15 protein-coding genes are annotated in these 19585 nt (G+C 51.3%); 14 read left to right on the forward strand and 1 reads right to left on the reverse strand.

Annotated elements, in window-relative coordinates; translation table 11 throughout:
* Positions 1-173 precede the first annotated feature (173 nt).
* Both K7397_RS14090 and K7397_RS14095 read left to right on the forward strand, forming a co-directional pair.
* On the forward strand, positions 174-1490 hold the full coding sequence (locus K7397_RS14090) for an MFS transporter (RefSeq protein ID WP_223068586.1): 1317 nt from the start codon (positions 174-176) through the stop codon (positions 1488-1490).
* Positions 1468-2379 carry a polysaccharide deacetylase family protein gene (locus K7397_RS14095; protein WP_223068587.1) on the forward strand — a complete coding sequence of 304 codons (912 nt, stop codon included), beginning with the start codon at positions 1468-1470 and terminating at the stop codon, positions 2377-2379. The genes K7397_RS14090 and K7397_RS14095 overlap by 23 nt, the downstream gene beginning before the upstream one ends.
* Before the next feature lie 189 nt (positions 2380-2568).
* Here the strand turns inward: K7397_RS14095 and ytvI are convergent, their stop codons facing one another.
* Positions 2569-3687: a sporulation integral membrane protein YtvI gene (gene ytvI / locus K7397_RS14100; RefSeq protein WP_223068588.1), complete on the reverse strand. Its 1119-nt coding sequence runs from the start codon at positions 3685-3687 to the stop codon at positions 2569-2571.
* A gap of 351 nt (positions 3688-4038) precedes the next feature.
* On the opposite strand from ytvI, the gene K7397_RS14105 reads away from it, so the two are divergent.
* From K7397_RS14105 to polA, 12 genes are all read left to right on the forward strand, one after another.
* Positions 4039-5172, forward strand: coding sequence for a citrate/2-methylcitrate synthase (locus K7397_RS14105; protein WP_223068589.1), 1134 nt, complete (start codon positions 4039-4041; stop codon positions 5170-5172).
* 159 nt (positions 5173-5331) lie between these two features.
* A complete protein-coding gene (gene icd / locus K7397_RS14110; protein WP_223068590.1) occupies positions 5332-6627 on the forward strand; it encodes an NADP-dependent isocitrate dehydrogenase in 1296 nt (431 codons plus the stop codon).
* 14 nt (positions 6628-6641) lie between these two features.
* Complete coding sequence (gene mdh / locus K7397_RS14115; protein ID WP_223068591.1) at positions 6642-7583, forward strand: malate dehydrogenase; 942 nt, start codon at positions 6642-6644, stop codon at positions 7581-7583.
* A 216-nt stretch (positions 7584-7799) separates the two neighbouring features.
* Positions 7800-8222: a hypothetical protein gene (locus tag K7397_RS14120; protein ID WP_223068592.1), complete on the forward strand. Its 423-nt coding sequence runs from the start codon at positions 7800-7802 to the stop codon at positions 8220-8222.
* Between the two features lie 247 nt (positions 8223-8469).
* The gene (locus K7397_RS14125) at positions 8470-9336 is read left to right on the forward strand and encodes an SDR family oxidoreductase (RefSeq protein WP_223068593.1); all 867 of its coding nucleotides are present in this window, start codon (positions 8470-8472) and stop codon (positions 9334-9336) included.
* Between the two features lie 326 nt (positions 9337-9662).
* The gene (locus K7397_RS14130; RefSeq protein WP_223068594.1) at positions 9663-11213 is read left to right on the forward strand and encodes a fumarate hydratase; all 1551 of its coding nucleotides are present in this window, start codon (positions 9663-9665) and stop codon (positions 11211-11213) included.
* Between the two features lie 18 nt (positions 11214-11231).
* A complete protein-coding gene (gene pnpS, locus K7397_RS14135; protein WP_223068595.1) occupies positions 11232-13037 on the forward strand; it encodes a two-component system histidine kinase PnpS in 1806 nt (601 codons plus the stop codon).
* A gap of 134 nt (positions 13038-13171) precedes the next feature.
* Positions 13172-13903 carry a response regulator transcription factor gene (locus K7397_RS14140; RefSeq protein WP_223068596.1) on the forward strand — a complete coding sequence of 244 codons (732 nt, stop codon included), beginning with the start codon at positions 13172-13174 and terminating at the stop codon, positions 13901-13903.
* Between the two features lie 151 nt (positions 13904-14054).
* Positions 14055-15143: a methyl-accepting chemotaxis protein gene (locus K7397_RS14145; protein WP_223068597.1), complete on the forward strand. Its 1089-nt coding sequence runs from the start codon at positions 14055-14057 to the stop codon at positions 15141-15143.
* A gap of 210 nt (positions 15144-15353) precedes the next feature.
* Positions 15354-16109 (forward strand): phosphate ABC transporter ATP-binding protein PstB, encoded by a 756-nt coding sequence (gene pstB, locus K7397_RS14150; protein WP_223068598.1) that lies wholly within the window; start codon positions 15354-15356, stop codon positions 16107-16109.
* A 19-nt stretch (positions 16110-16128) separates the two neighbouring features.
* Positions 16129-16788 carry a phosphate signaling complex protein PhoU gene (phoU, locus tag K7397_RS14155; protein ID WP_223068599.1) on the forward strand — a complete coding sequence of 220 codons (660 nt, stop codon included), beginning with the start codon at positions 16129-16131 and terminating at the stop codon, positions 16786-16788.
* Between the two features lie 123 nt (positions 16789-16911).
* On the forward strand, positions 16912-19581 hold the full coding sequence (polA, locus tag K7397_RS14160; protein WP_223068600.1) for a DNA polymerase I: 2670 nt from the start codon (positions 16912-16914) through the stop codon (positions 19579-19581).
* Positions 19582-19585: the final 4 nt, after the last annotated feature.

Raw genomic sequence — 19585 nt, forward strand, 5'->3', positions numbered from 1 at the left:
AACTTGGGCTAAAGACACTCTTGTGATCTGCATGCACATGAATGACGAACATCGGAAAGCCGTATGAGGGAAAACCTCACGTACGGTTTGATGAGGAGGGGCAGAATTTTCTGCCCTTTACTCTAGCAGGAATAGAATGAGGAAAAAATGTCTTCCGTACGGGAGGGATGCGCATGGAGCGCAAATGGATCAATTCGCCGTATACGTACGCGCTCGGCATGTTTGCCATGATGGTTCCGAGTCAGGCCTTCAGTTCGTTCTACAGTTATTTTTATGTGGAAAAGCTTGGCCTCGGGATCGGGCTCGCCACGATTGCACGCACGATTTTTCTAATTTGGGATGCCGTCAACAATCCGCTGTTCGGTTACTGGTCGGACCGTACAAGCTCGCGTTACGGAAGGCGCAGGCCCTGGGTATTTGGTTCAATACCGCTGTTTATGCTCGCGTTCGTGTTCGTCTTTTCCCCTCCCGGCGGATTATTGGATAATGGATTGTTTATATGGTTCCTCACCTCGCTTATTGTCTTCGAAGCGGTCGCGACCGTGATCTGGGTCAACTATGGCGCGCTGTTCCCGGAGCTGTTCCGGGGAGACCGCATTCGCGCGAAGGCGTCCGCTATACAACAGGGTTTTCAGGTGGTGGCGCTGCTCATCGGTACCGCCCTTACTCCTCTCATTTTCGCAGCCGTGGGCTTTTCTAACATGTCCATCATTTACGGCTGTGTGTTCGGGGTCTGCATGGTGCTTTGCATGAAGAGTGTCAGGGAGAAGAAGGAGACTCATCCCGCGGAGCCGCTGAAGTTTGCGGCCTCATTCCGCGAAACGCTCAGGAACAAAAAATTTTGGGTGTTCAACATCGCCAACTCTTTTGCGCAGACTGTAAACGGGCTTGTTAGCTCAATCATCCCTTTTTACGCCAAATATGTGCTCCATATTTCAGAGCGGCAGGTAACGATCCTGCTGGCATCGGTCTTCGTTTCGGTTATTCCGCTCGTGTTCCTATGGTACCTGATGATCCGCAGGATGGACGGAGTCAAGGCTTGGCGTCTGTCCCTGATCCTGTATGGCCTTTCTGTCATTCCACTCTGGTTCGGCTCGGGTCTGATCAGCGGCGTTGCCGCCGGAATCGTGGTAGGCTTTGGACTCGCGGGTTTTCTAGTAACACCTCTGGTTGTAAGCGGCAAAATCATTGATGAGGATGCCCTGCTGACCGGGCAGCGCAGAGAGGGCATCTACACGTCGGTAAGCGGTTTTATTACGCGTTCGAGCGGTCTGATTTCGGCCTTGGCTTTTTATTGTGTCGGCCTTATATTCGGTTATGAGAGCGGGGATCAGCCCGGTGCCGATCCGGAAGCTACGTTCCGCTATCTGATCAGCTTCGTACCGTTCTGTCTGCTGGCCATTTCGGTCGTATTATCCTACACCATAAAATTTCAATTTATTGAAGCCCCCAAAGGAGGGCTGGACCATGGCGAAAAAACTGATTATTAATTGTGACGATTTCGGACAAAGTCCGGCCATGAACCGGGCGATTATGCATTTGCTCGAGGAGGAGCGGGTTTCGTCGGCTACGATCATGACGGTGGCTCCCGGTTTTGAGGAAGCCGCAGCCTGGAGTGCGCGCAGGAATCAGCCGAATATCGGACTGCACCTGACGATGACGAGCGAGTTCGAAGCGCTGCGCTGGAGCAGCCTGACGGGTCTATCGTCGCTGCATGACGCAGAGGGCAGGCAGTACAGGACGGTCAGAGAGTTTGAGCTTGGTGCGCGGACGCAGGAGGTAGTAAAGGAGATGGATGCGCAGTACGAACAGGCTATGAAAGCGGGGGTTCGAGTCAGCCATGTCGATAATCACATGGGCAGCCTCTACGGGATGGAAACGGGCCGCAGTCTCCTGCCGCAGATGCTGTGGAGGATTTCGCGCTGGAAGCTGCCAGCAAGACTGTTTCGATATATCCATCCTGAGGATCCGCTGCTTGGCTCGCTCGGAGACATCGAACGTTCGGTTGCCCGGGCAGCGTTGCTGGCGGACGCGCTTGGCGTGCCGATTCCCGATTATTTGCTGTCCCACCCGTTCGCCGTTCAGGAAGGGGAGACCTATGACAGCTTCAAACAGTCGATCCTGAGCAAGCTCTACAGCCTGCCGGAGGGCGTTAGCGAGACTTATTTCCACCCGGGAGCGGAGGACCCATGGATGCGGGCGCATATCCCGAATTGGAAGAAGCGCGTGTGGGAGTACAATCTTCTTCGGGACGATGATTTCGCCTATGCCATGCGGGATGCCTGTGTCGAACTGATCCGGTACCGGTATGTCCAGGACAACCTCCGGCGCCCGCGGCTGAAGTCGGCCTTTCGGCTGCTGCGCCGCGAGCTGGATTAGGCAAAGAGGAGTACGAGTCCAAGCTGCGAAGCAGCTATGTCGATCTGAGGAAGGCATTCACAAAGTGCGATGGCTCAAGCGATTTCGGTGGAACAGATCGGGGCGGCAGCCTTGTTTCATAGATAGAGTGAAAGTCTGGCGGAAGCGTAAGTGGCGCCAGACCTCTTTTTCTATCAGCAGTGGATCCTACTATCGCAGTCTTCCGTTCATGATGTAGTTTCGCAATTGTCCGAACACGCCGGTCTTATAAATCGCCGAGATGACAACAAATGTAACCGGACCAATGATCAGACCAAGCACGCCAAACAGCTTTAGTCCGACAAACATGCCGATCAGGGTTGACAGCGGGTCAAGGCCGACGCTTGTTGCAAGCACTTTCGGTTCAATCAGATGTCTGGCGACGGTTATAATTCCGTACAAAATGAGAAGACCGATGCCCAGTCTCAAATCGCCGATCATAAATTGATAGATGATCCAGGGAACCATGACGGTGCCGACTCCGAGATAAGGCAGAAGATCGACCAGCCCGATCAAAATCGCAAGCGTGAATGCCGAGTCTACCCTTAGAATCAGCAGCCCGATCAGCACGATAAAAGCGGTTATGGAAACCATGATAAACAAGGAGCGGAGATAGCCGAACAATGCTTTCTTAAGGCTGCTCCAGATTTCCACAGCGGTATTGCGAAGCGGAGCAGGGGCCCAATCGCTTAACCTCTGCATATGCTTCTCCCAGTTTTTGCCGATGAAAAAGGTGGCCAGGATCGTTACGATCAGAATCAGCAAAAAATGAGGCAGCGACGTCAGGACGTTAACGATGGCGTTTAGAAAGTCCGAGACAAAATGAGTGACCACCGCGCTGAGGGTATCCGTCGTTTTGTTAATATTTTTATTGATCGTATCTTCGTATTTGGGATTGTTCTGAATGAACTTGTTGATTTCATGGACAAAATTCTGGATTCCGTCGCTGTTGGCCCAATTGATGAAGATGTCCCTCACCCGATTTACATAAGTGTCGAAGGATTGCGTCAGGTGAATCACTTCCTTGACCATCCGGGTTACCGCGGCCGATAGGACAAGCACGGCGCCTCCGAAATAGACCAGCAAGCCTAACGTGACAGACAGCCATCTGGGAAGCTTCAGCCGGTTCTGCAAAAAGGCGACGAACGGCTTCATCGCATAGGCGATTAACCATGCAATCAGAAACGGATAAAGCAGCGGGAACAGCAAGTAGATCCCAAGTATGACAAGTGCAATAGCGATTAGAACTCCTAAGCCGCGCAGTATGCGTTTTAAAATTATATTTTCCACAGAGTACCCTTCTTTCTATGGCTCCCAATCTATATATTATAGTATGAGGAAAAGCCTAAAAAAAGACAAACTGTGAGGAAAATCATTGACTTGTAACCGATTACAAAAAATTGTTTATGGTTATGATAAAACAATTTGATGCTGTTCTAAGCCCCCAAGTTGTTCCCATGCTTGAAAAAATCCAGTATGATGATAGAAGGTTTCACCGCATGTTAATTTTGTCTGACAATTTCATGAACAAAAGCTGAACAAACAGGCCTGTTTTGCTTATCAAACTCTTGAAATCTTAAAAAATGTAAATGTTTTCATTTTGCTTGGGAACCCATTTCGTTAACAAAGGAGAGATGTATTATGACAGCTACCAAGGGCCTTGAGGGCATTGTAGCGGCTGCTTCTTCTATCAGTTCGATTGACGATGGCGTACTTGCTTATCGCGGAATTAATATCGACGACATGGCGGAACATGCTACTTTTGAAGAAACTGCGTTTCTGCTGTGGTACGGCCACTTGCCGACTGCAGAAGAACTGGCAAAACTGAAGGAACAACTTAACCAGCATACGGCTGTTCCCGAAATCTTGCTTGAACAGCTGAAGCTTTATCCCAAGGATGCGAATACGATGGCGGCTTTGCGAACTGCCGTATCAGCTCTTGCTTTGTACGATGAAACAACGAATGTCAATACCAGAGAAGCCAACCAACTTAAGGCGATCAAGCTTCAGGCCAAGCTGCCCACTTTGATCGCGGCTTTCTCCCGCATCCGTGAAGGCAAAGAGCCTGTGGCTCCGCTTAAAGGCGTTTCCATTGCTCATAATTTCTTGTATATGCTTACCGGAGTGGAACCGGATCCTGCGGCTGCAAAGGCTTTGGATAAAGCACTTGTGCTGCATGCCGACCATGAGCTGAACGCGTCGACTTTTTCGGCACGGGTCACGGTGGCAACGCTCTCGGATATTTATTCGGCGGTAACTTCCGCGATCGGGACTTTAAAGGGGCCTCTTCACGGCGGAGCCAACGAAGCGGTTATGGATATGCTCATGGAAATCGGCACGGTTGAAAACGTGGAGCCTTATATTCAGCAGAAAATGAATAATAAAGACAAAATTATGGGGTTTGGCCACCGGGTATACAAGAACGGCGACCCCCGGGCGAAACATCTTCAGAAGATGTCGCGCCAGCTGAGTCTTCTGAAAGCGGACACGACGTTGTACGACATTTCCGTGAAAGTGGAGAATCTAGTCTCTTCGCAGAAAGGCCTGAAGCCCAATGTCGATTTCTACTCGGCTTCGGTCTATACGCTTCTTGGGATCCCGAAGGACTTGTTCACGCCGATCTTTGCCGTAAGCCGCATGTCGGGGTGGACGGCCCACATTCTGGAGCAGCTTGACAACAATCGTATCATCCGTCCGCGTGCGGAATATACAGGGCCTTACAACCAGACATACATTCCGATTGATTTAAGGGCTAAGGATCAAATAACACAATGATTTATGTTACACTAATTTCAGCAATGGTGAAGAGGCGGCCTATGGCAAAAGCGCTTGCCTTTGGGCGCTTCTTCGCCGAACATTATATAGCTCGGAGCAGAGAGGGAATAAGCGCTTTGTCTTCTAGCAATAACCCATTACGAGGAGGAACTTGCAATCATGCCAAAGCTGGAGAAATTCGACCTGCCTACAGAAGGGGACAAAATTGAAATCAAAGACGGTAAGCTTGTAGTGCCCAACCATCCTATCGTTCCGTTTATCGAAGGGGACGGGACGGGGCGCGATATTTGGAAAGCTTCCAAACGCGTGCTCGATGCAGCTGTTGAGAAAGCCTACGGCGGCGAGAAGAAAATTGCCTGGTACGAAGTATTTGCTGGTGAAAAAGCCTTCAATACATACGGGGAGTGGCTGCCGGGCGATACGCTGACCGCGATTCGTGAGTATATCGTGGCCATCAAGGGGCCGCTTACGACGCCGATCGGCGGAGGGATCCGTTCCCTGAACGTCGCTCTGCGCCAGGAGCTGGACCTTTACGTTTGCCTGCGCCCTGTACGTTATTTCAACGGTGTGCCTTCGCCGGTAAAACGTCCTGAGGATGTCGATATGGTCATTTTCCGCGAGAACACGGAAGATATTTATGCCGGTATTGAGTACAAGGAAGGCTCCGAGGAAGTGAAGAAGGTGCTGGCCTTCCTGCAGAACGAGATGTGCGTGAAGAAGATCCGCTTCCCGGAAACTTCCGGCATCGGGATCAAGCCTGTGTCCGAGGAAGGCTCCAAACGCCTCGTCCGGGCTGCCGTTGAATATGCGATCAAGCATGGCCGCAAGAGTGTAACGCTTGTTCACAAAGGCAACATTATGAAATTTACAGAAGGTGCCTTCAAGAACTGGGGCTATGAAGTCGCGGAGCAGGAGTTCGGCGATAAAGTATTTACCTGGGCCCAGTATGACCGGATCAAGGAAGAGTCCGGCGCGGATGCTGCGGATGCTGCGCAGGAAGCGGCTGAGAAGGAAGGCAAGATCATCATTAAAGATGCGATTGCCGATATTGCCCTTCAGCAGGTGCTGACCCGTCCGAAAGACTTCGACGTTATTGCTACCCTGAACCTGAACGGCGACTATCTGTCCGACGCCCTGGCAGCGCAGGTGGGCGGGATCGGTATTGCACCGGGAGCCAATATCAACTATGTCACCGGTCATGCGATCTTTGAAGCAACGCACGGCACCGCTCCGAAATATGCGGACAAGGATGTCGTGAATCCGGGTTCGGTGATTCTGTCCGGCGTCATGATGCTGGAGCATCTCGGCTGGCAGGAAGCGGCTGATCTCATCTATAGAGGTTTGGAAACTTCCATTAACAACAAGACCGTTACCTATGACTTCGCTCGTCTTATGGAAGGCGCTAGCCAAGTTAAGTGTTCTGAATTCGCTGATGAAGTGATCAAAAACATGTAGGAGGTTTTGATACCGTGGCAATTAAGCGTAGAAAAATTACAGTTGTTGGCGCCGGATTTACCGGCGCAACAACGGCCTATATGCTGGCGCAAAAAGAGCTTGGCGATGTTGTTCTGCTGGATATCCCTAGCCTGGAGAATCCGACCAAAGGGAAAGCGTTGGATATGATTGAAGCAAGTCCGGTTCAGGGCTTCGACAGCAGCATCACGGGAACTTCCAGTTATGAAGATGCTGCGGGATCGGACCTGGTCATCATTACAGCCGGTATTGCGCGGAAGCCCGGCATGAGCCGTGATGATCTGGTAAACACGAATGCCGGTATTGTCCGCTCGGTTTGTGAAAATGTGAAGAAATATTGTCCTGACTCGATTGTCATTATTCTCAGTAATCCGGTTGATGCCATGACCTATGCGGCGTTTCACGCGCTCGGTTTTCCGAAAAATCGTGTCATCGGTCAATCCGGCGTGCTGGACACGGCACGTTACTGCACGTTTATTTCCCAGGAATTGAACGTTTCCGTAGAAGATGTTCGAGGCTTCGTCCTCGGCGGACATGGCGACGATATGGTGCCGCTTGTCCGTTACTCCAGCGTCGGCGGTATTCCGATCGAAACGCTGATTCCCAAGGATCGTATTGACGCAATCGTGCAGCGTACACGGGTTGGGGGCGGGGAGATTGTGAATCTGCTTGGTAATGGAAGCGCTTATTATGCTCCGGCCGCATCTTTGCTGCAAATGGCCGAAGCCATTTTGAAAGACAAGAAGCGCATCCTTCCGGTTATCGCCTTCCTAGAGGGTGAGTATGGTTACAATGACCTGTTTATGGGTGTCCCTGTAATTCTCGGCGGAGACGGTATTGAGAAAGTATTCGAGCTTGAACTGACCGCCGAGGAGAAAGCGGCTCTGGACAGATCGGCCGATTCCGTAAGAAATATTACCGCAGTTATTCAGGCTTGACCTTAGGAACTTTTATTTGAAAAGTAGAGGGAAAGACTTATGCTATCAGCATCTGTGTCTTTCCCTTTTTTCACGGATGATCCCGCTGTAATCGTATCGTATAAGCTACAGTGCAACCGTTGCCTGCTGTTGTTTGCGCCTCGGCAGCTTGGCAGGAGGACAAGGTTATCGTTATAATGAATGGGAATGATTGATTTGAAAGGGAGAAGGTAAATCATGTACAAATTTATTCTGTTTCTGCATATTCTGGGCGCATTGTCGCTTGGCTTCTATCTGGTTCTGCCTTTTGTAGCCGGCGGTATTGCCCGTCTGTCTGCGGCTGCCCGCGAAGGAATGCTGTCTGCGGTTGGTTCGCTTAACCGGTATGCTCAATACGGTCTTGTTTTGCAGCTGCTGACAGGAATATATCTGGTTATAAAAGGGGAATATACGGTTCTCTGGACGATTGTCGTAACCGTCCTTTTCCTGCTGGCTGGCGCACTTAGCGGCATGCTTGGCAAACCGCTCCGTCTGGCGAAAGAGGCAAGCGGGAAATCCGATTCGGGTGCTCCTTTAAGCAAAATCCGCAGCTACAGCTCATTGCTTGCCCTTACAGTACTTGTACTGACGTTCTTTATGATTTACCGTCACATCATTTAACAGGCCAGCTCCCACACCAATCGTATGCTGCGGGCCAGTTACAGCTTAAGCGGCAAAATATCAAAATCTCCGCTAGGCCAGCGCTCTCCCCCGAGTCTGCGACGCGGAGATTTTTTGCGTCTGCGGGGCATGTGGCAAGTGATATAGGGGCTTTCAATCAGGGGGAAATTAGCATAAGTGGCGTGGTTTAGGTCATCCTAAGCGTGATAAACATTCCATCTTTGATTGAAAGGAAGGAGTTTGCCTTATGCAGCAAAACCAACAACCCAAACAAACATTGCCACCGCAGCATCAGAATACCCAGCCTGGTATCGAAAGCCAAATGAACCCGCTGCCGAAATATGAAGGATCCTATAAGGCGGCGGGTAAGCTGAAAGGCAAAGTGGCGCTGATCACAGGAGGAGACAGCGGAATTGGACGGGCAGTTGCGGTTGCTTATGCCAAAGAAGGCGCTAACGTCGCAATCGTATATTTAAATGAACACAAGGATGCGGAAAAAACGAAGCAGGAAGTTGAACAGGAAGGCGTCAAAGCCCTGCTTATTCCAGGGGATGTTGGCGATGAAACGTTCGCCAAAAATGCCGTCAAGCAAACGGTCGATACTTTTGGCGGGCTGGATATCCTCGTTAACAATGCCGCTGAGCAGCATCCGCAGCCGGGCATTGAATATATTACCGCACAGCAGCTTGAGAAGACGTTCCGTACGAACATTTTCGGCATGTTCTATTTCGCCAAGGCGGCCATGCCGCATCTCAAGAAGGGCAGCGCAATTATAAACACGGCCTCGATAACGGCTTACGAAGGGAACCCCCAACTGATCGACTATTCCTCAACCAAAGGGGCGATTGTGACCTTTACCCGGGCATTGTCCAACAATGTGGTGGGCAAGGGAATCCGGGTCAATGCCGTAGCGCCGGGGCCGATCTGGACGCCGCTTATTCCGTCCACTTTCGATGAGCAAAAAGTCAAGCAATTCGGCGCGGATACGCCGATGAAACGCCCCGGTCAGCCTGAAGAACTGGCGCCGGCCTTTGTATTCCTCGGCTGCGACGATTCTTCCTACATGAGCGGACAAACTCTCCATATCAACGGCGGCACTGTCGTTAATGGATAAGCGACGCTTCTAATCGAGAGCTCCCCGGGGGACAAGAGCGAACTGATCTTGCTCCCTTTGGGGAGCTTTTTTAACTAATCAAGGATATGAAGACATCCATTCCCTCCCCCCACGCACAAACGTATCACATTAGCACAGAAAAGGACCGTCCGGAAAATTTCCTGACGGTTTTTCTTATTGTTGTATGCGCTTTATTCATTTTGCTGAAACGGGAGAAATCGCGGCCGCAGCTGTGTTATGATAAATGTAACAGACCGCTTCATCAGATTTCGGCACATTTCATAGAATCAAAGAATCATGCTGAAGAGAGAGGGGAAACTTGCGTTATGGAATCTTTTGAACAAAGCGTATATGAACTGATTATGGAAACTTCAACTAATCTGCCGGGGGACGTCCGCCGTGCGGTAAACCGCGGCAAAGCGGCGGAAAATCAGGCAACCCGCGCCGGACTTGCTCTATCCACGATTGCATGCAACATCGAGATGGCTGAAGAGCAGGTTTCCCCTATATGCCAGGATACGGGCATGCCGACGTTTATCGTCCATACGCCGGTAGGTGCCAATCAGATTGAAATGAAGAAAGCGATCCGCTCGGCGATGGTGAGGGCGACGAAGGAAGGCAAGCTGCGTCCCAATTCGGTCGATTCATTAACTGGAGAGAACAGCGGGAACAATCTGGGACCAGGAACGCCGGTCATTCATTTTGAACAGTGGGAGAAGGACGAAATCGATCTGAGATTGATCCTGAAAGGCGGAGGCTGCGAGAATAAAAATATCCAGTACAGTCTGCCTGCCGAGCTGGAGGGACTGGGCAAGGCCGGAAGAGATTTGGACGGCATCCGGAAATGTATCCTGCACGCCGTCTATCAAGCGCAGGGACAGGGCTGCAGCGCCGGATTTATCGGTGTAGGCATCGGCGGAGACCGAACGACGGGTTATGAGCTTGCCAAGCATCAATTGTTCCGTCATCTGGATGATGTCAATGATCAGCCGGAACTCGCGGAGCTTGAAGCCTACATTATGGATAATGCCAACAAGCTCGGGATCGGGACGATGGGCTTTGGCGGCGAGGTGACGCTGCTCGGCTGTAAAATAGGAGCGATGAACCGCCTGCCGGCAAGCTTTTACGTTTCGGTCGCATACAACTGCTGGGCATTCCGCCGCCAGGGTGTACTGATCGACCCTGCCACAGGACGAATCGACAGCTGGATTTATGAGAACGGTTCAAATGTAGCGATGTCGATGTCTGAACAGGCCAAGCAGCAGGAGCTTCAGGAGCAGTCAGCCGCGTCCTCAGCCAGGGAGGTCGTGCTGCATACGCCGATCACGGAAGAGCAGATCCGAAATCTTCATGTGGGCGATGTTGTTGTCATCAAGGGCGAAATGCATACCGGACGGGATGCCCTTCACAAATATTTAATGGATCATGATGCGCCGGTAGACCTAAGCGGAGCCGTGATTTATCACTGCGGTCCTGTTATGCTTAAGGATGAGGAAGGCTGGCATGTGAAAGCGGCCGGACCGACTACAAGCATCCGCGAAGAGCCTTATCAAGGCGATATTCTCAAGAAGTTCGGCATCAGAGCCGTTATCGGCAAAGGCGGCATGGGCGCGGGGACACTTGCGGCTCTGCGGGAACACGGCGGGGTTTATTTGAACGCGATCGGAGGAGCAGCCCAATATTATGCCGAATGTATCAAGAAGGTGAACGGCGTAGACTTTATGGAATTCGGCATTCCGGAAGCAATGTGGCATCTTGAAGTCGACGGCTTTGCGGCCATTGTGACCATGGATTCGCATGGCAACAGTCTTCATGCGGATGTAGAGAAGGATTCGCTTGCCAAGCTGGCTGCTTTTAAAGAGCCTGTTTTTAAATAACACCAATAGGAGTAGCTTATGAAATCGTTCCGAATAAGATTGACCTGGGTTCTGATGGGGCTGGTGGGCATATCCATGTTTGCCGCCGGCCTTACCATGGCCAACGTATTTAAAGATTCGCATATTTCCGCTCTGAGAGAAAATATGGCCCGGGAAATAAACCTGCTCTCCAGAACCTTTGCTTTTCAACCCGTAGAAGGAAATCCGGATGCGATGGCTTATTATTCTTCCAAAGCGGCGGAGCTTGAGAAGTTGACCGATTCGAGGGTAACGTTTATCGACCTTAACGGAAAAGTGATTGGCGATTCCGAGAGCAATGCCGCCGAAATGGACAATCATTTAAGCCGTGAAGAGATCAGGACGGCCGGACAAGCCGAAACGGGAAAACCGGGCACCTCGATCCGGTTCAGTGATACAATCAAGGAAAATATGCTTTATGTTGCGGAGCGGGTTACATCCGATCAAGGATTTGACGGGTACATCCGCTTGTCCATGAGTCTTCATACCGTCCGTGAGGGATTGTGGAAGGCCTGGACACTGATGATCATAGGACTGCTGATCCTGTTCATAGCGGCGGGCCTGGTCAGTTACCGTCTGGCTCATGGAATTACCAAACCGCTGGATCAAATTACGCAGGTTGCCAACCGGATCTCCAGGCTGGATTATGATGCCAGAGTTCATATGCGGAAGCGTTCAGATGAAATCGGACAGCTTGGAAATGCCATTAACGGCATGGCAGACAGCCTTCAGCAGCAGCTTAAAGTGATCCGGGACAATGAGGATCTGCTGCAGAGCGTGCTGGCCAATATGAACGGCGGCATCATGATCGTGGATATGGAGGGACGAATTGCTTTGGTCAATAAAGCGGCTTGCCAGATTTTGCGGGTTAAGGAGCAGGAGGTGCTGGGCCGCCCTTACCAGGAAATCAAGCGAAGCTATGAGCTGATGAAATTTATTGAAGAGGGCGTGACGGCCAAGCAGTATATGTCCGAAGAGCGGACAGTCTACGATCCGGAGGAAAAAATACTGCATTTTGACGTTGTACCGATGAATGAGAAGGATAACGCTTACCGCGGAATGCTGTTCCATATCCAGGATGTTACGGAAATCCGCAAGCTGGAGGTCATGCGAAGCGAATTTGTCGCCAATGTGTCCCATGAACTGAAAACGCCGATTGCTGCCGTAAAGGGCTTTGCCGAAACGCTGCTGACTGGAGAAGTAAAGGATGAGGAAACGGCTCGCTCCTTCCTGAAAATCATCTATGATGAAGGGGATCGCCTGAACCGGCTGATTGGCGATATTCTGGAGCTGTCCAAAATCGAATCACGGCGTGTGCCTTTAGCGTTCGTACCGATCGAACTGCGGCCATGGTTTGAAAGTCTCTTTGAGGTGCTGAAGGCATCTGCCGACAAGAAGTCCATTTCCTTGAAGCTGGACGTACCGGAAGGCTTGTTTATGGAAGGGGATGAAGATCGCCTGCGGCAAATTTTTATGAATTTGCTCTCCAATGCGATCAACTATACGTTGGAAGGAGGCAGGGTGAAGGTAAACGCAAGTATTTTGGGCGACGGGGAAGAGGAGCGAATACGTTTTGTAGTCTCGGATACCGGTATCGGCATCCCGAAGAAAGACCTGCCGCGCATCTTTGAACGTTTTTACAGAGTGGATAAAGCGAGATCCAGAAGCTCCGGAGGAACCGGCCTGGGCTTGTCCATTGTCAAACACCTTGTAGACCTGAACCATGGAACGATCAAGGTGGAGAGCCGGGTTGGCGAAGGTTCTTCCTTTATACTGGATATGCCGATCGTACAGCATGTCGACTGACGGAGCCGCTTTGGGATGAACGGAAGAAAAGCGTGATTTTACACCCGGTTAACATTGTTGTGTTATGCTGATAATAAATGATCCCTATAAAGGCATAACAGGGGATAACTCAGAACAGGAAAATGGGGGTTCCTATGGCTAAGCGATTGCTGGTTATCGAGGATGAGCCGACATTGTCGCGATTGTTGTCTTATAATTTGAAAAGCGAAGGCTATGAAGTCACGGTAGAAGAGCACGGACAGAGCGGTTACGAGACTGCTCTCCGTTCAGGTTTTGATCTTATTTTGCTCGATCTGATGCTTCCCGGGCTAAATGGCTTTGAAATTATGTCCAAGCTAAGGAGCGAAGGCGTTGGGACGCCTATCATCATTTTGACAGCGAAAAATGCGGAAGAAGAAGTGGTGCAAGGTCTTAAATCCGGAGCGGACGACTATATTACGAAACCGTTCGGGGTAGCCGAATTGCTTGCGCGGGTCGCCGCTGTAATCAGAAGATCTTCGGGCGAAGAAGAAGTGATCAAGCCTGTGGTGGGGGACGAGTCTCAAATCGTACTCGGCGAGCTTGTTATTTATCCCGAAAAATACGAGGTCACCCTGGGAGGAGAGTCGATCACGCTTCGGCCCAAGGAATTCGAAGTGCTGCTGTATCTGGCCCGCAAGCCGGGAATCGTCATGACCCGGGACGATTTGATGAATGCGGTTTGGGGATTTGATTACATCGGAGGACAACGCACGGTCGATGTGCACGTCAGCTCGCTTCGCAAAAAGCTTGAGCTGGATCCCGATTCCGTCCATATTGATTCGATCCGCGGCGTAGGGTACAAGCTTGTGGTCAATAAGAAAAAAGGGCTATCCCAGAAGGTCTGAACGACCCGGGATAGCCCTTTCGGTTTTCTGCTTCGGCCTGATCGGATCAATCGTTAGGCAGGTCAATTTTACATTCCCAAAACACAGCATTAATCTTTCTGGTTTATGATTGCTCTATATACAGAGGTTATGTCAAACCGGGGGTAGAATTATGAGTCATGCGTCAGCTTTGCTTGAACGAAAGGAGTCCCTTTCGGACGAGTGGAAAATACAGGTTCCGATCATCGCACATGATGAAACGTGCAAAAACGTGCTGGAACGGTTTCTTAAGGAAGATCACCCGCCCTGCATCGTTGTTTGCGATCATGAAGGTATCGTAATAGGACTTGTGATGCGGGAACAATTTTACCCTCATTTGACAGGACGATTTGCGGCAGAGCTGTTCTATGACCGTGCCGTATGGGGCTTTGCGGACCGGCAGCCGCTGATCGTTGATGCAAGCCGGCAACCCGTTGAAGTGATTGACGCTGCGCTGGCGCGTGAGCAGGAACGTTTCTACGACTGTGTGATCCTGACCCGTGACGGCCGGTTTGATGGCGTGCTGACCGTTCAGCATTTGATGATGATGTCCAGACAGCTCCAGCAGGATGCGGACGACTCCCGTCACCAGGTACTTGCTTCCAGCCGGGAGCAAATTCATGAGATCGGCGGCTCGGCGGGGGAGGTAGCCTCGGCGGCGGAGCGAAGCCTGAAGCTGACCGGCCATATGATGGAGCTCACCGAAGACGGACGAATGGAGATGCACAAGATCAGGCAGTCTTTCGAACGTGTACTGTCCATCGCTGCATTGCAGACGGAGCAAATGAACAATATGCTGCATATGGCAAATGACATTTTACGCATCGCAGGCGCGATTCGGGGGCTGGCCGACCGCAGCGGCATGCTGGCGATGAACGCAGCGATCGAAGCATCCCATGCCGGGGAGCACGGGCGGGGCTTCAGTGTTGTAGCCCGTGAGGTCAAAAGTCTGGCTGCGCAAACCAAAAGCTTTTCCGATGAAATCGGCGTGACGCTTGAACAAGTAAGCGAGCTTGTAAGTCATGCCGCAAGCTTGTCATCGGACTCGGCAGCCGAAATGCAGCAAAGCCAGGCGTGCGTCAAGTCGGCAGATGATACGTTCCAGGCCTTGATCGAAGCGGTTCGGGCAGTGGACGGGGCGGAGCAGGAAATGTCCGGAATGGCCGCCAAAGCCCGCAGTCAGGCAGCAAGTATTTTCGAGGAATTAAGAAGTTTGATTTAAGCATAGTCAAGCATAGTTAGATATACTAGCAGTTAGATCTATTATTTGAATGGGGCAAACGAAAAGCAGGCTCCGAACTTGACCCCGAAGACGGAAGCTGAAGTGCAGATTTTACACTGCGTTAACAATTCAGTCCATTCCGTTTTACATTAAAATTGTAAAATCAACATGTTTACATTTTATCTATAGGGGTCTATGAAGGAGATATCTATGAAACCCATTGTTCGCATCAATCAATTGAACTTGTACTACGGCTCATTTCACGCGCTGAAGAACGTGTCCATGGATATTCCGGAGAAAGAGATTACCGCGTTTATTGGACCGTCGGGCTGCGGAAAGTCAACGCTGCTGCGTACGCTGAACCGTATGAACGATATGATTCCCGGCACACGCATTGAAGGCTCGGTTGAAATTGACGGTCAAGATATATATGGCGATCATGTAGAGGTTGAAGCGCTTAGGCGCAAAGTCGGCATGGTCTTTCAGCAGCCGAATCCGTTTCCGAAAAGCATTTACGACAATATTGCTTACGGTCCGAGGCTTCATGGGATTCACAGCCGCTCCAAGCTTGATGGTATTGTCGAGAAAAGTTTGCGGCAAGCCGCGCTGTGGGATGAGGTCAAAGATTATTTGAAGCGTTCGGCGCTCGGCCTGTCCGGCGGACAGCAGCAGCGTCTGTGCATCGCAAGAGCGCTTGCGGTGCAGCCGGATGTATTGCTAATGGACGAAGCGACGTCGGCGCTCGACCCTATTTCCACGCTCAAGATCGAAGAGCTTGTTCAGGAACTCAAAAGCAGTTACACCATCATCATGGTCACGCATAATATGCATCAGGCCGCGCGGATTTCCGGCAATACCGTATTTTTTCTGAACGGAGAGGTTATTGAAGCAGAAAATACGCAAAAGCTGTTCTCCAACCCAAGGGATTCCCGGACCGAAGATTATATCTCGGGACGTTTTGGATAAATGAAAGGAGCATGACCCGATGATTCAAAGAAAAGAATTCGATTTGCATTTGGAAGGCCTGCGTCATTTGCTCCGGGAGATGGGCGAGCATGTGCAGGAAGCGTTAAAAACCGCGGTACAATCGCTCCAGAATATGGACCTTGAGAAAGCCCAGCTTGTTGTTGAGAAGGATGCGGAGCTGAACCGGATGGAAGAGCAGATCATGGATACCGGCTCCAGATTGATCGTCACCCAGCAGCCGGTTGCCAAAGATTTGCGCAAAATTATTGTAGCCTTCAAAATTTCAAGCGATCTGGAACGGATGGGCGATTTGGCGCTGGATGTGGCCAAAGTGACGCTTCGCCTCGAAAGCCAGCAGCTGATCAAGCCGCTCGTGGACATTCCGAGAATGGCCGAACTTGTTGATAAAATGATCGAAGAGTCGCTGACTTCCTATCTGGACGAAAATACGGATCTCGCTTATAAAATGGCGCAGGATGACGATGAAGTGGATCAGCTGTACAGCCAGATTCTTCAGGATTTGTATGCCATCATCAATCAAAGTCCGGAGAAAGTCCATCAAGCTCTGCTGCTTACGCTTGTTGGCCGCTATATCGAACGGATTGCGGACCATGCCACGAACATCGGGGAAAGTACCGTTTATCTCGTGACGGGCAAACGCCCTGATTTGAATCAGTAATCCTAAGTTTTGACGAAAAGATCTGAGAATGCGAATCTCAGGTCTTTTTCTTGTTTTTGCTGGCGTGCCGCGCTGTGTTATCATAAGGGACAGGAAGCCAAACATGAGGACGAGGTGCCATTGATGGACAAATTGATCTTGATTGACGGAAACAGCATTATATACAGGGCGTTCTTCGCCATGCCGCCGCTGTCCAATTCCAGCGGACAGCACACCAATGCGGTGTATGGGTTTACGAATATGCTGCTGCGGCTGATCCAGGAGCAGCAGCCGAGCCATATTCTGGTTGCCTTCGATGCCGGCAAGCAGACCTTCCGGCATGAAGGCTATAAAGATTACAAGGGCGGGCGGGAGAAGACGCCTCCCGAGCTGTCCGAGCAATTCCCTTTGCTGCGCGAGCTGCTCGACGGATTCGGCATTTCCCATTACGAATCCGAAGGGTTCGAAGCGGACGATATTATCGGCGCGGTCAGCAAAAGGGCTGAAGAAGAAGGACGTCAGGTTCTGGTGGTAACTGGCGACAAGGACATGCTCCAGCTTGTATCGGACCATGTCCGTGTGGTGCTTACCCGCAAGGGCGTTACCGAGTTGGAGCCGTACGGTTATGCGGAAATTATGGAGCGGTACGGCCTGAAGCCGGAGCAGATCATGGACCTGAAAGGGCTGATGGGCGATGCGTCTGACAACATACCGGGGGTGCCCGGCATCGGCGAGAAAACGGCGCTCAAGCTGCTCCATCAGTTTGGCAGCGTGGAAGAGGTACTGGCCAAAACCGATGAATTAAAGGGCAAGATGAAGGAAAATCTGGTGAACCATGCGGAAGATGCGAGAATGAGCAAGCGTCTCGCCACGATTTACAGGGATATGCCGGTAGAGCGGAATTGGGATGACATGACTTTCGGCGGGCTTGCCGAGGAGAAAGCGGCTCCTGTCCTCCGCAAGCTCGAATTCAAGTCGCTGCTTGAACGACTTTCTTTCACCGCCGCGGCAACATCGGGACAAGACTCCGAAGCGCCGGGTGCGCTGCCGGAGGAAGAACTGGACTTCGTGATTTGCAATGAGAACAGTATAGATCGTTTGGCCGAGGCTCTCCCGCAGGTAGAGGTCGTTCATATCGAGACGAACGGGGATAACCCGCACCACGCGAAGGTAGTCGGGCTCGTTCTGTCTGCGGGGGACGAGCATTTTGTTGTTCCGTTCGAATTGCTAAAATCCGAAAGCGGAGCCAAAGTTGTATCCTGGCTTGGCGATGACAGCGTGCCAAAGAACGGATACGATCTGCATCGGGCCGATCTGGCTCTGCATTGGCACGGCATTTCGTTCGCAGGCGCCGCATTTGATGTCAGCCTTGCCGCTTATCTGCTCGACCCGACAGGCGGCGATCAAAGCATCAGCGCGCTGGCGGACAAGTACGGACTGCCGCCCGTCCCTTCGGATGAAGCCGTGTTTGGCAAAGGGGCCAAATATAAAGTTCCCGAGCAAGAGGTGCTGGGCAAAAATTTGGCCCAGAAGGCCGCGGCCTTGTCCCGGCTTGTCCTTCTTCAGCGGAAGGAGCTGGAGGAGAATGATATGGGGCGTTTATTCTTCGATCTGGAAATGCCGCTGTCCCGGATTTTGGCTGATATGGAGAAGCAGGGCATTTCCGTGCACCGGGAAGATTTGCAGGAGCTCGGCAGCGAATTCCAAGAGCAGATTGACAAGCTGGTTTCCCGCATCTATGAAATTGCCGGAACCGAATTCAATCTGAACTCGCCTAAGCAGCTTGGCGAGATTCTGTTCGACAAACTGCAGCTGCCGGTGATCAAAAAGACAAAGACCGGATATTCCACGGATGCGGATGTCCTTGAGAAGCTGGCGCCTTACCACGATATCGTCCAGTATATTCTGGATTACCGCCAGCTCGCGAAGCTCCAATCCACCTATGTGGAAGGTTTGCTGAAGGAAATCCGCCCGGAGACCGGCAAAGTGCATACCTATTTCCGCCAGACTATTGCGGCTACGGGGCGGCTCAGCAGCCAGTTCCCGAATTTGCAGAACATTCCGATCCGGCTTGAGGAAGGCCGGAAAATACGCAAGGTGTTTGTGCCGTCCGAGCCTGGATGGCATATCCTGGCCGCCGACTATTCGCAGATTGAGCTTAGGGTGCTTGCCCATATTTCAGGTGATGAACGTCTGAAGGAAGCCTTTCTGCACGATATGGACATTCATACCAAAACCGCAAGCGATGTCTTCGGCGTGCCGCAGGATCAGGTGGATTCGAACATGCGCCGCTCGGCTAAAGCCGTCAATTTCGGCATCGTGTACGGCATCAGCGATTACGGCTTGTCCCAGAATCTGAATATTACCCGCAAAGAGGCGGCATCCTTTATTGAGCAGTATTTTGCGGTATTCCAGGGCGTCCGGAGGTATATGGACAATATCGTCAAGGAAGCCAAGCGGGATGGCTATGTCACGACTTTGCTGGAACGCCGCAGATATTTGCCGGAGATCAACGCTAGCAATTTTAATCTCCGTTCGTTCGCGGAACGGACAGCGATGAATACGCCGATTCAGGGTACGGCTGCCGACATTATCAAGCTGGCGATGGTCCGGATGGACGAGGCTCTAAAGGAGCATCAGCTGAAGAGCCGCATGCTTCTTCAGGTGCATGACGAGCTTGTATTTGAAGTGCCGGAGCAGGAACTGGAGCTGATGAAGAAGCTTGTTCCCGAAACGATGGAAAAAGCGCTGGACCTTTCGGTTCCTTTGAAGGCCGAAGTGAGCAGCGGCAGCAACTGGTATGAAGCCAAATAAAGGC

The organism is Paenibacillus caui, assembly GCF_019904135.1.
Lineage (GTDB): Bacteria > Bacillota > Bacilli > Paenibacillales > Paenibacillaceae > Fontibacillus > Fontibacillus caui.

Excerpts from the sequence above, each read along its gene's own strand:
- K7397_RS14125 (WP_223068593.1), top strand. The coding sequence starts at position 8,470 with ATGCAGCAAAACCAACAACCCAAACAAACATTGCCACCGCAGCATCAG.
- K7397_RS14120 (WP_223068592.1), top strand. The coding sequence starts at position 7,800 with ATGTACAAATTTATTCTGTTTCTGCATATTCTGGGCGCATTGTCGCTT.
- phoU (WP_223068599.1), top strand. The coding sequence starts at position 16,129 with ATGATTCAAAGAAAAGAATTCGATTTGCATTTGGAAGGCCTGCGTCAT.
- pnpS (WP_223068595.1), top strand. The coding sequence starts at position 11,232 with ATGAAATCGTTCCGAATAAGATTGACCTGGGTTCTGATGGGGCTGGTG.
- pstB (WP_223068598.1), top strand. The coding sequence starts at position 15,354 with ATGAAACCCATTGTTCGCATCAATCAATTGAACTTGTACTACGGCTCA.
- K7397_RS14105 (WP_223068589.1), top strand. The coding sequence starts at position 4,039 with ATGACAGCTACCAAGGGCCTTGAGGGCATTGTAGCGGCTGCTTCTTCT.
- K7397_RS14095 (WP_223068587.1), top strand. The coding sequence starts at position 1,468 with ATGGCGAAAAAACTGATTATTAATTGTGACGATTTCGGACAAAGTCCG.
- icd (WP_223068590.1), top strand. The coding sequence starts at position 5,332 with ATGCCAAAGCTGGAGAAATTCGACCTGCCTACAGAAGGGGACAAAATT.
- K7397_RS14145 (WP_223068597.1), top strand. The coding sequence starts at position 14,055 with ATGAGTCATGCGTCAGCTTTGCTTGAACGAAAGGAGTCCCTTTCGGAC.
- K7397_RS14140 (WP_223068596.1), top strand. The coding sequence starts at position 13,172 with ATGGCTAAGCGATTGCTGGTTATCGAGGATGAGCCGACATTGTCGCGA.
- K7397_RS14130 (WP_223068594.1), top strand. The coding sequence starts at position 9,663 with ATGGAATCTTTTGAACAAAGCGTATATGAACTGATTATGGAAACTTCA.
- K7397_RS14090 (WP_223068586.1), top strand. The coding sequence starts at position 174 with ATGGAGCGCAAATGGATCAATTCGCCGTATACGTACGCGCTCGGCATG.
- polA (WP_223068600.1), top strand. The coding sequence starts at position 16,912 with ATGGACAAATTGATCTTGATTGACGGAAACAGCATTATATACAGGGCG.